This window comes from Bradyrhizobium sp. AZCC 1693, from assembly GCF_036924745.1.
Taxonomy (GTDB): Bacteria; Pseudomonadota; Alphaproteobacteria; order Rhizobiales; family Xanthobacteraceae; genus Bradyrhizobium.
Genome location: NZ_JAZHSD010000001.1, coordinates 1,875,858 through 1,894,333 on the forward strand (window position 1 = coordinate 1,875,858; position 18,476 = coordinate 1,894,333).

General features: G+C 59.6%; 21 protein-coding genes and 2 pseudogenes. 11 read left to right on the forward strand and 12 right to left on the reverse strand.

All coding sequences use genetic code 11. From position 1 onward, the window contains the following. The first annotated feature begins 16 nt into the window (after window positions 1-16). Window positions 17-1,084, forward strand: a complete 1,068-nt coding sequence (locus tag V1293_RS09270; RefSeq protein ID WP_334508706.1) for a maleylacetate reductase — start codon at window positions 17-19, stop codon at window positions 1,082-1,084. Between the two features lie 12 nt (window positions 1,085-1,096). Then, window positions 1,097-1,228, forward strand: a pseudogene (locus tag V1293_RS09275) (dioxygenase family protein); the annotation flags it as partial. A gap of 65 nt (window positions 1,229-1,293) precedes the next feature. Here the strand turns inward: V1293_RS09275 and dusA are convergent. Further along, window positions 1,294-2,289 carry a tRNA dihydrouridine(20/20a) synthase DusA gene (gene dusA, locus V1293_RS09280; protein ID WP_334508707.1) on the reverse strand — a complete coding sequence of 332 codons (996 nt, stop codon included), beginning with the start codon at window positions 2,287-2,289 and terminating at the stop codon, window positions 1,294-1,296. Between the two features lie 132 nt (window positions 2,290-2,421). On the opposite strand from dusA, the gene V1293_RS09285 reads away from it, so the two are divergent. Next, entirely contained in the window at window positions 2,422-3,516 is a 1,095-nt protein-coding gene (locus tag V1293_RS09285) for a site-specific integrase (RefSeq protein ID WP_334508708.1), read from the forward strand. Window positions 3,517-3,980: 464 nt separating this feature from the next. Here the strand turns inward: V1293_RS09285 and V1293_RS09290 are convergent, their stop codons facing one another. Next, complete coding sequence (locus V1293_RS09290) at window positions 3,981-4,385, reverse strand: hypothetical protein (RefSeq protein WP_334508710.1); 405 nt, start codon at window positions 4,383-4,385, stop codon at window positions 3,981-3,983. A 313-nt stretch (window positions 4,386-4,698) separates the two neighbouring features. On the opposite strand from V1293_RS09290, the gene V1293_RS09295 reads away from it, so the two are divergent. The 3 genes from V1293_RS09295 to V1293_RS09305 all read left to right on the forward strand — a co-directional run bounded on the left by V1293_RS09295 (window position 4,699) and on the right by V1293_RS09305 (window position 6,824). Beyond that, window positions 4,699-4,959 carry a hypothetical protein gene (locus V1293_RS09295; protein WP_334508712.1) on the forward strand — a complete coding sequence of 87 codons (261 nt, stop codon included), beginning with the start codon at window positions 4,699-4,701 and terminating at the stop codon, window positions 4,957-4,959. Then, complete coding sequence (locus V1293_RS09300; RefSeq protein ID WP_334508715.1) at window positions 4,956-5,420, forward strand: VOC family protein; 465 nt, start codon at window positions 4,956-4,958, stop codon at window positions 5,418-5,420. Before V1293_RS09295 ends, V1293_RS09300 begins: the two co-directional genes overlap by 4 nt. Window positions 5,421-5,954: 534 nt before the next feature. Beyond that, window positions 5,955-6,824: a DUF4238 domain-containing protein gene (locus V1293_RS09305; RefSeq protein ID WP_334508718.1), complete on the forward strand. Its 870-nt coding sequence runs from the start codon at window positions 5,955-5,957 to the stop codon at window positions 6,822-6,824. Here the strand turns inward: V1293_RS09305 and V1293_RS36105 are convergent. Both V1293_RS36105 and V1293_RS36110 read right to left on the reverse strand, forming a co-directional pair. Continuing rightward, window positions 6,821-6,910, reverse strand: coding sequence for a RusA family crossover junction endodeoxyribonuclease (locus V1293_RS36105; RefSeq protein WP_442894221.1), 90 nt, complete (start codon window positions 6,908-6,910; stop codon window positions 6,821-6,823). The two genes, V1293_RS09305 and V1293_RS36105, sit on opposite strands and share 4 nt — an antisense overlap. After that, the gene (locus V1293_RS36110) at window positions 6,894-7,148 is read right to left on the reverse strand and encodes a RusA family crossover junction endodeoxyribonuclease (protein WP_442894222.1); all 255 of its coding nucleotides are present in this window, start codon (window positions 7,146-7,148) and stop codon (window positions 6,894-6,896) included. Before V1293_RS36110 ends, V1293_RS36105 begins: the two co-directional genes overlap by 17 nt. Window positions 7,149-7,628: 480 nt before the next feature. Here V1293_RS36110 and istA point away from each other — a divergent pair. Further along, window positions 7,629-9,168 (forward strand): annotated as a pseudogene (gene istA / locus V1293_RS09310) (IS21 family transposase). Window positions 9,169-9,179: 11 nt separating this feature from the next. Beyond that, window positions 9,180-9,923, forward strand: a complete 744-nt coding sequence (istB, locus tag V1293_RS09315; RefSeq protein WP_334508720.1) for an IS21-like element helper ATPase IstB — start codon at window positions 9,180-9,182, stop codon at window positions 9,921-9,923. Between the two features lie 1,060 nt (window positions 9,924-10,983). Here the strand turns inward: istB and V1293_RS09320 are convergent. Then, window positions 10,984-11,238: a hypothetical protein gene (locus V1293_RS09320; RefSeq protein WP_334508722.1), complete on the reverse strand. Its 255-nt coding sequence runs from the start codon at window positions 11,236-11,238 to the stop codon at window positions 10,984-10,986. A 134-nt stretch (window positions 11,239-11,372) separates the two neighbouring features. Between V1293_RS09320 and V1293_RS09325 the strand changes: the two genes are divergently transcribed. Next, window positions 11,373-12,251 (forward strand): CBASS oligonucleotide cyclase, encoded by an 879-nt coding sequence (locus V1293_RS09325; protein ID WP_334508724.1) that lies wholly within the window; start codon window positions 11,373-11,375, stop codon window positions 12,249-12,251. After that, window positions 12,244-12,891 (forward strand): SLATT domain-containing protein, encoded by a 648-nt coding sequence (locus V1293_RS09330; protein ID WP_334508726.1) that lies wholly within the window; start codon window positions 12,244-12,246, stop codon window positions 12,889-12,891. Before V1293_RS09325 ends, V1293_RS09330 begins: the two co-directional genes overlap by 8 nt. On the opposite strand, the gene V1293_RS09335 is transcribed toward V1293_RS09330, so the two are convergent. Together V1293_RS09335 and V1293_RS09340 are read right to left on the reverse strand one after the other, a co-directional pair. Continuing rightward, window positions 12,892-13,101 carry a hypothetical protein gene (locus V1293_RS09335; protein ID WP_334508729.1) on the reverse strand — a complete coding sequence of 70 codons (210 nt, stop codon included), beginning with the start codon at window positions 13,099-13,101 and terminating at the stop codon, window positions 12,892-12,894. Window positions 13,102-13,234: 133 nt separating this feature from the next. Further along, complete coding sequence (locus V1293_RS09340) at window positions 13,235-13,459, reverse strand: helix-turn-helix domain-containing protein (RefSeq protein WP_334516673.1); 225 nt, start codon at window positions 13,457-13,459, stop codon at window positions 13,235-13,237. 206 nt (window positions 13,460-13,665) lie between these two features. On the opposite strand from V1293_RS09340, the gene V1293_RS09345 reads away from it, so the two are divergent. After that, on the forward strand, window positions 13,666-13,986 hold the full coding sequence (locus V1293_RS09345) for a hypothetical protein (RefSeq protein WP_334508732.1): 321 nt from the start codon (window positions 13,666-13,668) through the stop codon (window positions 13,984-13,986). A gap of 54 nt (window positions 13,987-14,040) precedes the next feature. Here V1293_RS09345 and V1293_RS09350 read toward each other — a convergent pair whose 3' ends face one another. Genes V1293_RS09350 through trbL form a run of 5 tightly spaced genes read right to left on the reverse strand, consistent with a single transcriptional unit; the run spans window position 14,041 to window position 18,475 of the window. Next, the gene (locus V1293_RS09350) at window positions 14,041-14,292 is read right to left on the reverse strand and encodes a DUF2274 domain-containing protein (RefSeq protein ID WP_334508734.1); all 252 of its coding nucleotides are present in this window, start codon (window positions 14,290-14,292) and stop codon (window positions 14,041-14,043) included. Continuing rightward, the gene (locus tag V1293_RS09355) at window positions 14,289-15,566 is read right to left on the reverse strand and encodes a TrbI/VirB10 family protein (protein ID WP_334508736.1); all 1,278 of its coding nucleotides are present in this window, start codon (window positions 15,564-15,566) and stop codon (window positions 14,289-14,291) included. The genes V1293_RS09350 and V1293_RS09355 overlap by 4 nt, the downstream gene beginning before the upstream one ends. Continuing rightward, window positions 15,563-16,573 (reverse strand): P-type conjugative transfer protein TrbG, encoded by a 1,011-nt coding sequence (gene trbG / locus V1293_RS09360; protein WP_334516674.1) that lies wholly within the window; start codon window positions 16,571-16,573, stop codon window positions 15,563-15,565. Before trbG ends, V1293_RS09355 begins: the two co-directional genes overlap by 4 nt. Window positions 16,574-16,584: 11 nt before the next feature. Then, complete coding sequence (gene trbF, locus V1293_RS09365) at window positions 16,585-17,289, reverse strand: conjugal transfer protein TrbF (RefSeq protein WP_334508738.1); 705 nt, start codon at window positions 17,287-17,289, stop codon at window positions 16,585-16,587. 4 nt (window positions 17,290-17,293) lie between these two features. Next, window positions 17,294-18,475, reverse strand: a complete 1,182-nt coding sequence (gene trbL, locus V1293_RS09370; protein WP_334508741.1) for a P-type conjugative transfer protein TrbL — start codon at window positions 18,473-18,475, stop codon at window positions 17,294-17,296. Window position 18,476 lies beyond the last annotated feature (1 nt).

The window sequence follows — 18,476 nt, forward strand, 5'->3', positions numbered from 1 at the left end:
CCGCAAAGGAGCAGCCATGCAAGACTTCGTCTACCAGAGCGCGCCGATGCGGGTGGTGTTCGGCACCGGCACGCTACGCCAATTGCCCGACGAATTGTCCCGCCTCGGCGTCGTCAGCGCCCTCGTGCTGGCGACCCCGCGACAGAACGACCTGGTCGCCAGTATCCGGGAGATGATCGGTGAACGCTTCGCTGGCGTCTTCACGGGCGCGGTCATGCATACGCCCGTCGAGGTGACGGAACGGGCGATGGAAACCGTGCGCGACGTGCGGGCCGATTGTCTCGTGGCGATCGGCGGCGGCTCGACCACCGGCCTCGGCAAGGCGATCGCCCTGCGCACCGATCTGCCGCAAATCGTGCTGCCGACCAGCTACGCCGGCTCGGAAATGACGCCGGTCGTCGGCCAGACCAGCGGCGGAATCAAGACCACGCAGTCGAGCCCGAAGATTCTCCCCGAGATCGTCATCTATGACGTCGACCTCACTATGACGATGCCGCCCAAACTATCGGCGACGTCAGGCATCAACGCCATCGCGCACGCCGTCGAGGCGCTCTACGCGCGCGACCGCAATCCCGTGATATCGCTGATGGCGCAGGAGGGTATCCGCACGCTGGCGCAGGCGTTGCCGAAAATCTGCGCTCAACCGGACGACAAGACCGCGCGCACCGACGCGCTGTATGGCGCCTGGCTCAGCGGCATCTGCCTCGGCGCCGTCGGCATGGCGCTGCATCACAAGCTCTGCCATACGCTGGGCGGATCTTTCAATCTGCCGCACGCGGAGACCCACACCGTCATTCTCCCGCATGCCCTCGCCTACAATGCGCCTGCCGCACCTGAAGCGATGGCGCGCATCGCCACAGCACTCGGCGTGCCCTTCGCCGCGCTCGGCCTCCATGATCTGGCGAGAAAGCTTGCGGCGCCGACATCGCTGCGCGAAATCGGCATGCCCGAGAGCGGCATCGATCAGGCCGCCGATCTCGCCGTGAAGAACCCCTACTGGAATCCGCGCGCCATCGCGCGCGAGGCGATCCGCGAATTGATCGCACGCGCCTGGCGCGGCGACGCACCGCAAACAACCTCATGATCCCCTGAATCGGACATCTGGTCGATCAGGCCGGCGGCCTGTCCGATCCCCCATGACGGACCTGTCGGCAAAATGCTCGAGGCGCAGGGCCGCCACCCCTGGCGCCCGGCCCATGTTCATTTCATGATATCAGCGCCCGGTTACGCGAACCGATACCCACCCCCGGATCAAGTCCGCGGGCATGCTTCGCTCGAAAACGCTATGGCCGTTCACGCCGCGACCAGCGCCGCCGCGCGGTCCTCGACCAGCGCGATCGCATCGCGCAGCACGTCGACGCCGGCGCCCGGCTTGACGCCCTTCTCCGCGAGATGGCGGCGGAAGGCGCGCGCGCCGGGCACGCCGTGAAACGCGCCGACGAAGTGCCGCGTCATTGAATGCAGCCTTGCTCCTTGCGCGAGCTGGCCTTCGATGTAGGGAAACATCGCTTCGAAGACGTCCTTCATGGTGGCGCAGCGTGCCGCCTCGCCGAACAATTGCGGATCGACGTCGAGCAATCGCCACGGCTCCTGGTAAGCCGCCCGCCCCAGCATCACGCCATCGACATGGTCGAGGTGCCGCGCAGCCTCTGCAATACTGCCGATGCCGCCATTGATGATGACGGGGACATCCGGCAGCGCGGCCTTGAGCCGGTAGACCCTGTCATAATCGAGCGGCGGGATGTCGCGGTTTTCCTTCGGCGACAATCCGTTGAGCCAGGCTTTTCGGGCATGCACGACCAGCGCGTCCGCGCCGGCCGCGACCACGCCGCGCGCCAGCACGTCGAGCGCCACTTCCGGATCCTGGTCGTCGATGCCGATCCGGCATTTGACCGTGACGGGAATTTTGACCGCGCGCTTCATGGCGGCAACGCCGTCGGCGACCAGCGCCGGCTCCGCCATCAGGCACGCGCCGAAGCGGCCGTCCTTCACGCGGTCGGACGGGCAGCCGACATTGAGATTGATTTCATCGTAGCCAAATTCCTCGCCGATCTTCGCGGCGGTGGCGAGATCGCGCGGATCTGACCCGCCAAGCTGCAGCGCCACCGGATGCTCGCTCGGATCGAAGCCGAGCAGCCGCCTGCGGTCGCCATGAACGATGGCGCCGGTCGTCAGCATCTCCGTATAAAGCCGCGCGCGACGGCTCATCAGACGGTGGAAGACGCGGCAATGCCGGTCGGTCCAATCCATCATGGGGGCTACAGAAAAGCGATAGTCTTGATATTTCAACAGTTTATTTTACTCTTCAATGGGATGAACCGCGAACGTGTGCACTCCAAACTAGACGAAATTGCACACGTTTGTACCCGTTTTGACCTCTCAGTGCACACATAGTGCACACGAAAGTCGGAGTGCACACGCGTGGCGACCTTCACACAATTGGCATCCGGAAACTGGCGCGTCCAGGTCCGCCGCAAGACCCGTTATGTGGCTGAGACGTTCCGACGGCGCAAGGACGGCGAAGAGTGGGCGCTTGAAATGGAGCGCAACATCGACCGCAAAGGATCGTCCAAACCACGAGCGGCGCGCAACGTCCGTACGTTTGGCGATCTAATCGACCTGCACGATGAAGACATGCACGAAGTTGGAAAGCCCCCTCGCCGGTCAAAAGCTGCCGCGATGGCGTCGCTAAAAGAGGCGCTTGGCAGTGTGAAGCTTCCAGCGCTCAATCGAGAGCGGCTGATTGAGTTCGGAAGGAAGCGAGCAAAACAAGGCGCTGGTCCCGCAACTTTGGCGATCGATTTTTCGTTCATCCGCACAATCATAACTCACGCCGCCGCTGTGCACGGCATCGAGGTTTCAGCCGAGGAAGCCCGCCTTGCACGTGTTGCTTTAAGTCACCTCAATTTGGTTGGAAAGAGCCAAGAGCGTGACCGACGGCCCACACAAGATGAACTCGACGAACTAATCGAATACTTTGAGACGAACCCTCGGCAATTCATACCCATGGGACGGATCGTCCGATATGCCGTGGCAACGACATTGCGCCAGGAAGAAATCTGCAAACCCGAGTGGTCGCTGGTTGATATGAAAAAACGATTGGTGGTCATTCAAGACAGAAAGGACCCAAGGAATAAGGAAGGAAATGACCAGAAAGTACCCCTGCTCAATTTGACGGGCTACGACGCGTGGGAGGTCGTGCTCCAGCAGCGGATTGTCACTCGAGGCTATGGACGGATCTTTCCCCATAACCACAGATCCGTAAGTGCGGCATTCACCCGGGCATGCGATGAACTGAAGATCGAAGACCTCCACTTTCACGACCTGCGCCACGAGGGAACAAGCCGTTTGTTCGAGGCAGGGCTTCCGATCGAAAAGGTAGCACTGGTCACCGGCCACAAAGACTGGCGACAGCTCCAGCGGTATACCAATCTCAAAGTTGAAGATCTTCTCAAGCTGCAATACGCGAAGCAGCCGTCGATGGACGAATTCATCGCGACGTTGGCGGCCTCATAGCTGATCTACTCTGCCTTGCGGCAGCAATGCCGGCCGCTCATAACGGTCTGGTTGCAGGTTCGAGTCCTGCCGGGCCCACCAGTAAAATCAACGATTTGCAGTTTTCGCGAAAAAGCCGGTGGACTGGTTGGATTTCTGTTGGAGCAATCATGGGGAATGCTATCACGCTCGCCCATTGCATTAGCGATCTCAACAACAGCGCTCGCACAGAGCCCATATCCCACCCCAAAATCTGATGGTACCCAGCGCATCCAGCGTACAGGCACTTGTCCAACCGGCTACCTCGGCGTCGCGACTTTTGCAACAATATCGGGCACTTAGCGGACGTCGCAAGCTGGCGCAGCAATGTCCGTTGTTGAGGAGGGGGAAAGCGGACGTCAGACGGATCGATTCGCTATGTCCGTTTTGAACGCAGCGGACATTGTCCTGATTCCGTTGTGGGGCGGAGTCGCGATCCTGATCGATCAGCGGCCGCGCTTCGGCAATTTCGGCAGTTTGTCAGGATCGAACTTTGGCGGCGGTGCGCTCGGCTCTGGCGCGACGGGCTGCTCTTCACTGAGAATGAGCGTCCCCTCAAGCAGCACACCCGGGAACTGCTCAGCCGTGCCAACGTAACGAGCGATCTTGCCGGGACACGTTCCATCCAGCTTCAGCTGGAGTTCATCGTTGCTGCCGAAGACGGTGGGCCCTTCGGTATGCCTTTTAGTCGTGATGGTCGCCGTGAATCGATCTCCGTCGACCGTGCACGTGCCGCTGTAGGTCATGACGCTGTCGCGACCCCAAATTTTGCCGTCAGCGACATGGGCAATGCCGGTGCCTTGGCCCTGCGGGGTCTTGAACCACGCCGCATAGGTGCCGTCTTTGAGCACGGGGGTTCCTCTGCCTCGGAGTTAACAATAGCCCAGATGATCGACACGGTTAGGGCTAAGACTCGGTTAATGGCGGCGTCCGTGCAAACCCGGGGTACGGCGATTGCTCTCGGGCTCGCTCGATTTAGCAGTTCAGTTGCTCGAAGAGGACCGGAAGTTGCCGCACGGTCAGATTCACGCGAATGACTGAAGGACATAGGCTCTGAGAGGTCACTCTCCAATTTTTTGAAGGAATTCTTTAATACCTGGCGCTCACATTCATTGGGCGCGGATCAGGTATTGCGTACCGCGTCAATTATAGTTTGCACTACCAATGAATTTTACGATTCGAGCGGTCAAAGACGGCGACACCACGGTATTGGTCCGAGCAGGACCCACCTTGGCCGTTGCAAAAGCGCGAGCACTTTCAAAAACGGGGTGGATCGTCGAGATCATCGATGCCGATGGCGTGTCGTATCCAGCATCGAAGTTTGATCAGTTGCTGTCATTTGATCGTCCTCGTGCCAGTCAAATGAAATCGCGCGACAATGTTCTGGATGTGGTCAGTGATATTCTGAAAAAGCGCTTCGAATGACGGTCACTCTCCGCAAGGTCATTTACCTCCATGCCGCCCTTTCGAAGCATGATGGCGAACGGTCGAGCATGGTCAGTTGGGGAAGCTTTCTTACCAGCGAAATGGCGAGTGTTGAAACGAAGCCGTTCGTGCCTGCACGCGATTTCGAGCAGTCGGAGCAATTCTATCAGCATTTAGGATTTGAACTCAGTTGGTCTGATGGGAGCCGAACGCATTTCCGGCATGGCAACTCAAGCTTCCTGCTGCAAAAACTCCACGACAAAGAGCGTGCCGATAATGTCGTAATCCATTTGCTCGTAGTGGACGTCGAAGCTTGGTGGCAACACGTTCAAGCTCAGGACTTGAAAAGCAAGTACGAGATCAACGTAGATCCCCCAAAGGATAGGCCTTGGGGCATCCGCGAATTTGTGATCGTCGATCCAAGCGGCGTTTTGTGGCGCATAGGACAGAGCATGGGTTAAGGAGAAATTCGCAGCTTCGAATGCTACAAAATGCGAAGCTCCAGTCCATCACTGGTGGGAAGCATGCGCTTTTCGCGATTTGTCCCCATCCCATGAGCCAATTTCAGTTCGCGAATCAGAGTTCGAATTTTTGTGGAGCTATTTCCCAACCTCTGTGGCCTGCAAGCAGATAATTTCTGTCCCCCGCACGTCCACCGCTCTCCAACCGTAGAACTACGGATTGTTCCTAATTCACGCTAGGAACAAATCGCAGTCGTTGCAAGAACGTTTGTTCGCTACTCAACGGCGATCTCTGCCAGAGGTACGCTTCATACCGAGCCCAACGTCTGCTGTTCGCACTTTTCGGACCTAAATTGACGTCCAACCTGAATCCGAATTGGGTGTGAACGGGACATTCACGGGACCACCTCAAGTTGGCACAACTAAGCACATACCGGAGCAGTTCTGATCGGTACCGCCGAAATGCTTAGGCTGAAGCCAAGGTTGAAATGCTGAAAGCTAACAACCACCGCCTTACAAACAACCGAGTCGCTCATGGCAAGCAAGGAGCCGAAGCTCCCCAAGCATCACTACATCCCGGTTTTTTACCTGAAGCAGTGGGCCGGCAGCGGTAAGGTCACGGCCTTCCGGCGCTTGCATGACAAGGTTGTCGCTACTCCCAAGCCTCCCACTCACACGGGTTACGTCAGAGGTCTGTATTGGCTTGAAGGTGCAGAGCGCAGCTTGGCCAACCGGATCGAAACGTTGCTAATGGGCCAAATCGACAATAACGCTGCCATCGCGCACCGAATGATTATGAACGACCAAATCCACAGCCTTTCCAAGGTCGTCAGGCTGGCTTGGTCCAGGTTCATTGTTGGGCTACTCATCCGCTCTCCAGCAACGGTCAAGAACATCTACGACCGGATGACCAACCCAACCGCCAAGGAATACAAAGAGCTTAGCCGGGAGTTTGAGCGTGACTTCCCGGGCAAGAAGTACAAGGACATCTCACCGCTAGAGATGAAGCGTGCAGCAATGTTTTCCCTCGTCAAGCTCATGCAGAATCCTCAGGTCGAGGACATGCTAAACAGCATGACATGGACAGTGTACGACCTGGGACTTCCCGAACTCAGGTTCTTCACTTCCGACAGACCCGTGATAATGACCAACGGACTAGCGACGAAGAACGGACATCTGGCCCTACCCCTAAGCCCCCGGAAAATGTTCTTCGCCTTCGCGAACAAGGACATTCAGGCCGAAATAAAAGCGCTTTCTCCTTGGCACATTGCTGACCAGGCTAATGAGGTTGTTATTCGCAGCGCAATTGAAGTCGCTTGGGACACGAACGCTTCCCGGTTGCCCTACGTTGAGAAATTCCTGTCCAAGGACGCGGCCGACGATCGCAAGTTCTTTGGTCCTTAGACCGCCACTCTCACCGTAACTCCCTCGTCGTTAGCATACCGCTTGGTCACGTTCAGCCTGACCACCTGCTTATCGTCTTTCCACACCCCACCCTGTGTTCATCGCATCCAGAACTGCCTTAGCGACGTTGTCATTGTCAGCAGCGGGGTACTTTTGACCGCTCAGGGCTTCCGCACGTTCACTCTTGCTGTACGACTTGAGCACCGACCAAGTCGCATCGATAGAAACGCTCACAGGCCCCGTCAAACCAGCTTTGCACCCATACGGGATGCAGCGGATGAAGTCGTCTTTCCCATTTCTTATAGGCTGAGGGCATGTAGGCAATGCCGCCGCGCGTCACCCGAGGCCGGGGACACGGCATAGGACGCATGGGCACCGTGAATTGCGCTCGGCTTTTCATTCAGTTTGCCGACGACAATCAGAGGCAGCTCGCGCGGAGCTTTGCGGACAAGCGCTTCAACCTCGCCCACGAATTTTGCTGGCACTCGAATAGGTACAGTGGCCTCGCCGTACTTTGACGGTCGACCTACGCGATGACGCTTCTGTTTGTGCATGCTGAATCGTGAGCCGGCACCGCCACGCAGTCAAATTATTTCCGATGTGCTGATTCCGCTCGATGTCGCCCACCATTCCGGAATGATCTCGCCCACCGTTCCGATTTGATGTCGCCCGCCATTCCGAGATGATCTCGCCCGCCATTCCGGGATGATGTCGCCCGGGGTGACGCGGCCTCTTCTGGCTCCGATACGGTCCCACCTTTCGGCTTTGCGAAGGGGGACCAGGATGCCAACGGAGAGGCTTGCGATGCGCCATGTGCGCGATGTGATCAGATTGAAGTCGGCCGGGATGCCGACCCGCGAGATTGCGCGGCGGATGGGGACAGCCCCGTCGACGGTGCGGTTGACGATCCGCCGGTTCGAGGCGGCGGGGCTGACCTGGCCGTTGCCCGATGACGTCACCGACTCTGAGCTGGAGGCTCGGCTGTTCGCCAGCGCGGGAGCCGGTCCCGGTACCCGGCGGGGCCATCGCCGGCAGGCCGAACCGGACTGGACAGCCGTGCACCGCGAGCTCCGGCGCAAGCACGTGACGCTGGCGATCCTGTGGGAGGAGTACATCGCCGGCGAGCCCGGCGGGTATCGCTATTCGCGCTTCTGCGAGCTGTACCGCGCCTGGGAAGGCCGCCTGTCGGTGACGATGCGCCAGTCGCATGCGGCCGGCGACAAGCTGTTCGTCGACTATGCGGGCGACGGCGTGCCGGTGGTAATCGACCGGCTCACCGGCGAGCGGCGCGCCGCGCAAATCTTCGTCGCGGTGCTCGGCGCATCGAGCTTCACCTACGCGCAGGCGACCTGGACGCAGGGGCTCGCCGACTGGATCAGCGGCCATGTCGGCGCCTTCGAGGCGATCGACGGCGTGCCGGCGCTGCTGGTACCGGACAACACCAAGGTCGCGGTGATCAAGGCCTGCCTCTACGATCCGCAGATCAACCGCAGCTACGCCGACATGGCGGCGCATTACGGCACCGCCATTCTGCCGGCCAGGCCGCGACGGCCACGGGACAAGGCCAAGGTCGAGCAGGCGGTGCTCATGGTCGAGCGCTGGCTGCTCGGGCGGCTGCGCCGCCGCACCTTCCACAGCCTCGCCGAGGTCAACGCGGCGATCGCCGAGTTGCTCACCCGGCTCAACGAGGAGCGGCCGATCCGGCGGCTCGGCGTGACCCGCCGCAAGCTATTGGAGGAGATCGACCGACCGGCGCTCAAGGTCTTGCCGGAAAGCCCTTACGTGTTCGCCGCGTGGCGGATCTGCCGGGTCAGCATCGACTATCACGTCGAGGTCGAGGCGCATTACTACAGCGTCCCGCATCGCTTCGCCCGCGCCGAGGTCGAGGTCCGCTTCACCGCCCGCACCGTGGAGATATTCCACAAGGGTGAGCGGATCGCCGCGCATCAGCGCATGAGCGGCAACCACAAACACACGACCGTGCCGGAACACATGGCGTCCAGTCATCGGCGCTACGCCGGCTGGACCATCGAGCGCATCCGCAAGGATGCCGCCACGATCGGGCCGGCCACCGCGGCGCTGTGCAACCTGATCCTCGATGAGCGCGCGCATCCGGAACAGGGCTTCCGCGCCTGCCTCGGCATCATCCGGCTCGTCCGATCCTACGGGGCAACAGCGGCTCGACGCCGCCGCCATGCGGGCGATCGACATCGGCGCGCGCACCTACGGTTCGGTCAAATCGATCCTCGCCAACAATCTCGATCGGCGCCCTTCATCCAAGCGCTCCGCGGACGACGCGCCGATCCTCCATCCCAACATCCGCGGGCCGCGCTACTACAATTAGGAGATTCCATCTTGCTCACCCATCCGACCCTCAATCAGCTCCATGATCTCGGCCTTCACGGCATGGCCAAGGCCTTCGCCGACATCGAAGCCGGCGGCGAGGCCGCAAGCCTCAGCCACGCCGAATGGCCGGCACTGCTGCTCGAACGCGAAGCGTCGCTACGACGCGACAAGCGGCTATCGAAGCGGCTGCAATACGCCAAGCTGCGCCAGCAGGCCTGTGTCGAGGACATCGACTATCGCGCCCCGCGTGGCCTCGACCGCAGCCTGCTGACGATGCTGGCCGAAGGTGGATGGATCGACGACCACGCCAACCTGCTGATCTGCGGGCCCTCCGGCGTTGGCAAGAGCTGGCTTGCGTCTGCGCTCGGCAACAAGGCCTGCCGCGACAATCGCTCCGTGCTCTATCAGCGCGTCCCGCGGCTGTTCACCGATCTCGCTCTGGCGCGCGGCGACGGCCGCCACCCCCGTCTCCTGCGCGCGCTTGGTCGCGTCGATCTCCTCATTCTCGACGACTGGGGCCTCGAGCCGCTCGACGCCGCGGCCCGCCACGACCTCCTGGAGATCCTCGAGGACCGCTACGGCCGCCGCTCCACTATCGTCACCAGCCAGCTCCCGGTCGATCAATGGCACGCGCTGATCGGCGACCCCACCTACGCCGACGCCGTCCTCGATCGCCTGGTCCATAACGCCCACCGGATTGATCTCAACGGGGAGAGCCTGCGGCGAACCCGCAAACCCGGCCGAAAGGCCTGAGCCAGTGGCGCTGTGGACATGCCGCTACGCTTGGACAACGCGAAGGGCGTTGCCCACATGCCCACAGCAGAAGCAGCAGAAAACAGGCCGTCGAGCCGCGATTCAAGATTGACCACGCGGCGTCGCCGATGCCAGAACCAGACAGCCAGAACGCCTCGCGCCCCGGGCGACATCAAATCGGAAGGGTGGGCGAGATCATCTCGGAATCCTGGGCGAGATCAAATCGGTACACCCGGGCGAGATCATCGGAATCAGCACCGATGTTCACGTTGACTGACCTAGTGGGTACTTTTTTCAGCCGATACCGTCCGCGCTCTTTCAACAGAGGGACGGCGAAATGAGAACAGTATTCATTGTTGCAACCATGATTGCCTTTACCGGCACCGCTCACGCTGGACTGCGTGACCGTTGCGCAGCCTCGTCAGGAGCAAGGTCAGGCCCAGCATTCAGTGCCTGTGTGTCCGCTGGCGTGGCCCGCGGCGAGGGGCGGGAGAACGGACCACGCCGAGAACGAGCCTTAGCTACAGCCGCAACAACCGTGCGGGCTGTAAGATGTCCGGCACATGCTGATTAGTTTCTTTTCAAGCCTTTAGACGAACTCGGAAAAGAACGAGGGCTCCACCCAGGCAGTCCTCGACTTTTTTTACTCCTCACAGAAAGATACCAGATGAAATTCCTTCTTCCCGCCGCAGCTTTGTTGCTCGCATCCTCCCTCGCCTACGCTCAGCAGCAGACCCCGCCGGAATGTTATGGGCTTTTCCCTGGAGCAAAGGGCAAAGCTTGTCGCGACAGGTCCTACAATGCGGTCCCCAGAGGTCAGATGGACAATGCGTCCCGCCGCTCTCAACTGGAGGCCTGCGCCGATAAGCCCTCGAAGAAGTAAGAGGCCTTTACGGCCTCAGCCAATGCGCTGGGGCTTATCCAGGAAATCTGCGCGGTTGCCGGTGGCGGCTTCCGCGTATTGGTCGATCGCGACGATAAGAGCCTGGACGTGCTGGTACACCAGCCTTGCCGGGCGGCGAGACGGCGGGTTCGGCCAGCGACTTCAGCCAAGGGTCGGTCACCGACTCGTCGTACCATTTGGGAGCCACCACTTGCGGCCTCCCAGCACTCTACGCTCCGGTGGCTGTTCTTTCTTGAGCTGGTCCCGCTGCTCGCAAAGCCCGTCGATTTTTGCGAGCATTCTGCCGAGCAGCAGTTCAGCCGAGGCCGTTGAGATACCGGCCCGCTGCGGTGAGAGGATGTCCTTGCGCTGGCGCCCGACCTGGACGCGCATGCGTTCGATTTCAGCCCTGACAAAGTCGAGGTCCGGCATGGTCCGCCCGGCGAAATGTGATGCGCCGGACTAGAACAACAAAACGGGAACATCGAGTCAATGGGGATTAGGATGGAACTTCGCTTCCATCCTTGGTTGCGCCATGTATGCTCCAGCACTTTCCCGGATCAGCCATGCCCTACACAATTGCCGACTCTTTCCAGCGGTTCAAATCGAACCTCGAAATCACTAACCCACAGACGACGATTGTCTCTGTGCGCCAGCAGAACATCCGCAAGGTGCTGGCCAATGACTTCCAGATCGTGGACGACTTTCTGACCGGCTCGTACGCCCGCTCTACGATGATCGCGCCGTTGGCCGAGGCTGACATCGACATTTTTATTTGTCTCCACCCCACCTACTTCAACGCCTTCAATGGCTCAAACGGCGGCCCCGCCGGCTTGCTCGATCGCGTGAAGAATTCCCTGCGCAAGACCTACACCACTACGCCGAATATGAGCCGGAACGGACAGGCGGTGACGATCAGGTTTTCGGATTTCGTTGTGGATGTGGTCGTTGGCTTCAAGCGGAATGTTGACGGATACATCATCGCGAACTCGGTCAATAACTTCTGGCTGGAAACCGACCCGAAGAAGCACGTGGAGATCTTCAGCCAGGCCAATAAAACGCATGGCGGAAATCTCGTTCCGCTCATTAAAATGATCAAGGGCTGGAACAAGGGCAACGGCTCGTTCTTCCGCTCTTTCCACCTCGAAGTGCTTGCGCTTGAAGCATTGCACGGCGTCACCATCACGGACTTTCCGTCCGGCATGAGGTTCTTTTTCCAAAAGGCCCAATCGCTGGTTAGGGGTAAGAACCTGGACCCTGCCGGCTACGGCGACGACATCGGCCGCTACATCACCCAAGCCACGGTTGACGAAGCGTCCCGCAAATTCCAAGGCGCGTTCAATTCGGCGGCGGCTGCCGAGCAATACGCCAACCGCAATCAAATTCCCCAAGCCATTGAAATATGGCGTCACCTCATCCCAAACTATTTCCCCGCCTATGGCTGATGTAGCAACAAGCGACCGCCCGCCGTCGAAAGTGCGGGACGAAGTCATCCTTGAGGCTCAGCGCCTTGAGGAGCGGACGGGAGATTCCGCCAAAGGGCACCACGTCGCGGCAGAAGGATGGGAGAAGCGCGGGTTTCGACTCGGCCTGCCCACAGCGCTCATATCCGGCGTCACCAGTTTGGCAGTGTTCGCGCAGGCATCGAAGGATATTTGGTGGGTTGGCTTCATCGCAGTCGGCCTTTCCATCCTTGTCACCATTCTCACAACCCTCACGACCTTTCTCAATCCCAATGAGAAGGAAAACGCCCACATCACCGCAGCGCACGCTTACGACCGGCTCAATAACGACGCCCGGATGTTCAGCACGATTGAGTGCTGGAGAGACAACGCGACCGAGGAGGCGTTGACCGCGAAGCTGTTTGAGCTAGTCGAACGGAGGAACAAGCTCAATGCGGACAGCCCGCAGATACCGCCGTGGGCTTGGGCGAAGGCTCAAGAGCGTATCAAAAAGGGCGAGACCACTTTTGCGGTCGACAAGAAGCCTGAGTCAGCACCGGTCGAGAATACTCCCCCAAAGCAGCTTACGTTCTCTCATGGCCGAACGAAGACAGTCGTGGTCAACAAAAAGCTGGAGAAGTGATCAGTCGAACCTCATATGCGCAGGCCATGGCACCAGCTCTACCGGCAGCCGCTTTGTTGCTGCTGGCGCGGTCACGCGCGCAGCCTTCGCCTTATGCTTCACGGGCGGAGTAAACCCTTTCAACTCCTCTTCTAGGCGAGCGACATGCATATCGTTCTCGCCGAACTCTTCGAGCAGCAGGCAGAGTTGCCGGTCATCACGCTTTTTCATGCCCTCTTCCCCAGCAGCTCATCACTCCTTTGCCGGGCCTCCACCAAACCGAAATCTCATAATGTTCTCAAGGGAATAGGAAACATGCGTTATCTCCACACAATACCGCGCATCTGGATCTTCGAACGCGTCACTAATCGATCTTAAAAAACAAAACTGGACTAACGTTCAACGCAATTGCCAACTGTTCGAGAGCGTCAACTGTGGGCGAGTTCTCTTCACGTTCTATCATCCCAACATAGTTCCGATTTAGATTAGCGCGATCCGCAAGCTCCTCCTGTGTGAGGCCGCTTTGCTTCCGAAGCCTTCTAAGATTCCGAGCTACCGTCCGCCGCAGTTTCATGCGGCAAGACGGCATCAACAGTTGCACTTACTCCACCTAGTATACTAGGTATTACACGAGTGTGCTTATCGTATCCTGAGCTATGGATTCGGCAGATGCCTGGTCGAGGAATTCCGCCTATCGAGCCCTTCGTCGAGCGAACTGAGCTTGGACGGAACGGGGCTGGCGCGCGAACGTATCGATTTGGATACAGACTAGAAGGAACGAAGGACGTTCTATCTGTGATAGATATTCCTGCAAAAGCGGTCGAATTTGCACTAACAGATGGTCTTTCGCTGGCGGTTAAAATGACCCCTACAGGGCACGTCTGTCCGATTCTTAACGGCCGTAACGAGCCCGAAATTGCATCTAGTGCCGTTTGGGCCAATACAACTATCGACTGCTTAGTGGCGCAGGCTCTAAGCTCGGAGAACCTTCGTCTTGAAGAAGCCGGAAGCGCCGAACTTAGCATTCTCCAACAGCAGCTAGAACGCGCGACCAGCCTCGTGAAGAGGACTATTGAACGTCTGACAAATCCGAGCGAGGGCATTTCCGAAAACTAAGCTTTGCCGCCGCCCTGTCTTCTACGAGCCTTGGCAGATCTTTTTGGTAATAGCCTAATTGGGGTTTCGCGGCGCTCTGCATGAAGGTGCCTTTGCCGCCCGGCTCGCCCGCCGGAAATCCGCGTCACCATCCAGAAACGCCTCCAGCATGAACGGCACCAGATCGGCCACTTCTTCGCGGCTGCCGTAGGTCTCGGCGTAGAAATCGGCGTAGTCTCGCAGCCGCGCAGCGAGATTGGGCGACAATGTCGTGCTGATCTTGACCGGGGTGCGGTCTGGCAGTTTCGAGAGCTTCATCGGGGTCATCTCGTTTTCGCGACAGTCTGAAACTCCCGATAGGGTTTCAGCGCCAGGTCCTTTGAGACAATCACGCGCAACGGCCAGCCCGGCCGTACGGTAATGGTTGGCTGAACATCAAGTTCTCGCTCGACTAGTCGCTGACCGGCGCGATTGGTGGTTTGTTGAATGCTCTCACGCAACGCCTTGACGAGATCGCCCTCATCGTTACCAAGTGAGAGCTGCGTCCCGACACCAAGAAGAGTCGCGAGGCCAATTCCCTTGAGCAGTTGCCACGTATGGAAATCAACTTCGTCCTCGAGACCGGCATAGCCCGCTACGTCGGTCGCCGGTAGATTCTCTATGACGATTGAATTGCCGTTCGGCAAGATCAGCCGCGTCCACACCACCAGCGCACGCTTCTGTCCAAAGGCAACGACACTGTCGTATTTGCCAAACAGCCGTGTTCCCTGTGGGATCAGGAGATGTTCACCGGTCACCGTGTCGTAGACGTTCTCGGTCACTTGAGCGATCGTCGATCCAGGCAGATCAGAATTCAAGCCAGTGATCAGGCTCGCCGGAATGATCGATCCCGCCATGATCGCGAAAGGCGACGGCGCGGCTGCGAGGGCGTGCGGGTTGGTGGTTTCCTTGTCGGCTTTGGCGCTAACAAAGGCGAGCTTGCGCGCCTGAGACGATGGAATAATTTCACTGGACCGATCGTTCAGGCCTTGGGCCTTTGCAAGGAGATCAGATGCCATTGGAGCATTGTCGGCGGGTGCCGGGCGAAATGCCGAAGGCTGCTCAGCGGTTGTGACCGCAGCCACCGCCTGCTTGCGTCGGTCCTGCTTGTCGGACAGGCGAAACAGCAGGCCCGACTCCTTGGCCTGCTGCGCAATACGGGCCTGGCGGATGCGCTCCGCCCTCTCAACGTCCTGCTCCGGGTTAGCCTGAAACGGCGTTTCGGATGGGCTTGCCCCTAGTTTCTTCTCACTCTCGGCGAAGGCGCGACCGACATCGCCGGGCGACGGTGGGCCAAGTTTTGGTGTCAAGTCCTGATAGGATTTAGGCAGCTTTGTGAGCCCGTCGGCCGTCTGCTTGCGGTCGGTATTGTACAATTCGGTTCGTTCGGTGGGTTTGAACATCCGAGGCGGACTGAGCGCGATGATCATCGCACCCGCGATGAACAACGCGGCGACTGCGCAGCCAATCATGAGGGTGCGTTTGTTTAGACGACGGATCGGCCGCGGCCTTGCCCGCAATTCCAGCCGTTCCGGTGGCACCTTGTCGGAATCCTCGGTCACGATGCGCCTCCGGTGCTGAAGATCTGTGAGACCGGGCGCGCATCGGTGCGGATGATCCGGACCGTGCGCTGGGGATTCTCGCCAAGGCGAAGCTCGGCGGCGCCGAACATCCGGTCGACGATGTAGTAGGAACCTCGCACGCGATAATTGACGAGGTTAGGCCGGCCATCGGCGCCGGCGATGAACAGCGGCGGCGCTTCGCCTTGGGAGAGGCCCGACGGCATCTGAATGAAGACTTTATGGCCATCGTCGAACGCCCGCAACGGCCGCCATGGCGGATCGTCCCCCTCGATACGGTAGCGGAAGTTCAAGCTGTCCAGCCGCACGCCGCGATCAGCAACACGTTGCTCGGTTTCCAGCGCCGCCTGATTCTGCTTGTGAAGTGCGACCAGACTGTCGGTCGGATAGGTCCAGGAGATTGAAGCCATGTAGGTCTGCTTGGTGGAGACGAGCTCGAGGTGGTAGGTGCGTCGGTCGGTTAGCACCACGAGATTGGTCTGAATGTCCGGCAGCGTCGGCTTGACCAGGATATGAACCCGCCGTGTGCTCCCCTGCCCGCTTATGGTGTCAGCGATGACCCAGCGCACTGTGTCGCCAGTCGAGACATCGATCAGCTCTTCGGCTGGCTGCAGCACGATGGTGGAGACCTTCTCCGGGCTGAGGTAGAGCCGATAGAGCGCGCCTTCGGTCCAGGGATAGACCTGAATGGCATTGATATAGCCTGCCCGGGTCGGCTCGATCCGCGCGGCCTTGTTGGCATTGGCAATGGCCTGCTCTGGCGGAACCTTCTCGCCTTTCTTGCCTTTGGTCGGCCAAGGCTTGAGTTGGCCAGGCAGAGGCAACACCTTGGGTATCTCCACAATCTCGACCGGCTTAGGCGGATCAGCCTCCGGAAGAGCCTTCTCAAAACTCAACTCGTCATACGGCGCCTCGATATTCAATTTCGTGGCGCAGCCCCCAAGTGCGAGCGCCAACGCGAGAATGCTCACCGACGCGCAGCTCTTCATGGCAAAGGACATCATTTTGCGTCTCCGATCAGGTCGCGCGACCAGTTGAGGGAATGAACGTAGAGACCTAGCGGGTTTTTCCGTAACGTCTCGGCGCTGGTTGGAGGTTTCAGGATGACTGTCACTACGCCGGTGAAGCGCTCGGTCTTTGCGACCGCGCCGTTCTCGTAGGTGCTCTCCTTCCAGCGAATCTCGAAACTGTCTCCGGATGCACGGACGACGGAGATCACGTCGGCGGTCGCCGTTTTTGCGCCGATCTTGGTAAAGGGGTCGGCTTCGCGGGCGTACTCGTTAAGAGCCTGCGCCCCGCGATCGGTGACAAAGTCATACGCCCGAAGCCAGTTCGTTCGCACGATGACCGGGTCAATCGGCAGCGAGCGGACGTTTTCGACGAAGCGCGCCAGGAAGTGCGCGATCTGGGCATCGGACGGCTGGTAGGTCTCAAATGCCGGACCGACCGCGCGCACCTCGCCGAGGCGATCAACCTCGACCACATAAGGCACAATGCTGGACCGGCCGATCACCGTTGAGAGCGTGAGACCCAACACAGTTGAAAGCGCTGTAGCGGCCAGAGCGGCAAGCCGCCAGTTGCTGGCCTGGACACGGGCCGAGCCCAACCGATCGTCCCAGACCTGCTGCGCCTTCTGATAGGGCGTGACCGGCTCGGGCGTATTGCCATAGCGAACCGATGGGCGGTGGTAGGGATGAGACGCCATACCGTTAGTCCTCCCCCAGCTTGGGACCGGAAGAGTGTCCACCTTTGTCGCCTTCCTTCAGGGTTTGGCTGGCAACTCGCGCCGCATCCTTGACCTGCTGCCCCCGACGGAGTTGGCCGGCCAGACCTGACGGCCTGCCACTGGATGAAGCGGAGCCGTCACCGCCAGGCATGCCCGATTTCGCAGGCTGAGAACCCTGGCGAGTGGCTGCCACATCTGCAGCCGAGCTTGCCTCACTTGCCGACGTGCCAGCCAGTGAAGCAGCGGAACGGAGTGCGCCCACCGATCCACCCGCCGCTATCCGCAATCCGCCGAGCGCCATCGCACCGCCACCGATCGCGACCGCTGCTGTGCCCGCAACCGTGCCGGCGGCAGCACCGGCCCCAAGTTGGGGCGCGCCCGACACCAGACCTGCCGCGATGCCTGGACCAAAGATGCCGAGCCCGAACAAGGAGAGCGCGGCAAGCAGCAGGCTCATGGCGGAAACAATATCGACTGGCCGGGTTAACGTCGTGGAGAGTTCACCGAAGATGGTCGATCCAATGCCGATGATGATCGCAAGCACCATCACCTTGACGCCGGATGCGATCACATTGCCGAGCGTCTTTTCGGCGAGGAACGAGGTCTTTCCCCAGAGCGCGAACGGTACGAGAATAAAACTCGCAAGCGTTGTCAGCTTGAACTCGATCAAGGTGACGAACAGCTGGACCGAGAGGATGAAGAACGCGAGCACGATCACAATCCAGCAAAACAGCAGGATCAGAATGGTCGGCAGATTGGTCAGTATGTCGAAGCCCGAGAACTGGCCGGTTTCCTCAAGCAGCGGATGAGCTGCGGTGAATCCTGTCGAGGCCACGAAGCCCGGTCGCATTAGATCCGCCGCGCTCAGCGACCCGCCGCTTGCCTTCAGTCCGATGCTTGAAAACGAGCTGAAGACGATGCCGGCAAGCGACTTGAAGTTGCCAATGATGAAAGCGAATGCCCCGACATAGAGCACCTTCTTGGCAAGCGTAACCATGATGTGATCGTCGGTGCGCAGGCTCCACGCAAGGCCCGCAAGCGTCAAATCAATGACAACCAGCGTTGAGCTCAGAAACGCAACGTCGCCGCCAAGAATTCCAAAGCCGGAATCGATATAGCGAGAGAATGTATCGGTGAAACGGTCGATGACCGCGAGATCAGCCATG

Bases quoted from the DNA above. Each gene is read 5' to 3' on its own strand.
- V1293_RS09270 (WP_334508706.1), top strand. From the start codon at position 17: ATGCAAGACTTCGTCTACCAGAGCGCGCCGATGCGGGTGGTGTTCGGC.
- V1293_RS09295 (WP_334508712.1), top strand. From the start codon at position 4,699: ATGAATTTTACGATTCGAGCGGTCAAAGACGGCGACACCACGGTATTG.
- V1293_RS09300 (WP_334508715.1), top strand. From the start codon at position 4,956: ATGACGGTCACTCTCCGCAAGGTCATTTACCTCCATGCCGCCCTTTCG.
- V1293_RS09305 (WP_334508718.1), top strand. From the start codon at position 5,955: ATGGCAAGCAAGGAGCCGAAGCTCCCCAAGCATCACTACATCCCGGTT.
- V1293_RS09320 (WP_334508722.1), bottom strand. From the start codon at position 11,238: ATGCCGGACCTCGACTTTGTCAGGGCTGAAATCGAACGCATGCGCGTC.
- V1293_RS09325 (WP_334508724.1), top strand. From the start codon at position 11,373: ATGCCCTACACAATTGCCGACTCTTTCCAGCGGTTCAAATCGAACCTC.
- V1293_RS09330 (WP_334508726.1), top strand. From the start codon at position 12,244: ATGGCTGATGTAGCAACAAGCGACCGCCCGCCGTCGAAAGTGCGGGAC.
- V1293_RS09335 (WP_334508729.1), bottom strand. From the start codon at position 13,101: ATGAAAAAGCGTGATGACCGGCAACTCTGCCTGCTGCTCGAAGAGTTC.
- V1293_RS09340 (WP_334516673.1), bottom strand. From the start codon at position 13,459: ATGCCGTCTTGCCGCATGAAACTGCGGCGGACGGTAGCTCGGAATCTT.
- V1293_RS09350 (WP_334508734.1), bottom strand. From the start codon at position 14,292: ATGACCCCGATGAAGCTCTCGAAACTGCCAGACCGCACCCCGGTCAAG.
- trbG (WP_334516674.1), bottom strand. From the start codon at position 16,573: ATGAAGAGCTGCGCGTCGGTGAGCATTCTCGCGTTGGCGCTCGCACTT.
- trbF (WP_334508738.1), bottom strand. From the start codon at position 17,289: ATGGCGTCTCATCCCTACCACCGCCCATCGGTTCGCTATGGCAATACG.
- trbL (WP_334508741.1), bottom strand. From the start codon at position 18,475: ATGGCTGATCTCGCGGTCATCGACCGTTTCACCGATACATTCTCTCGC.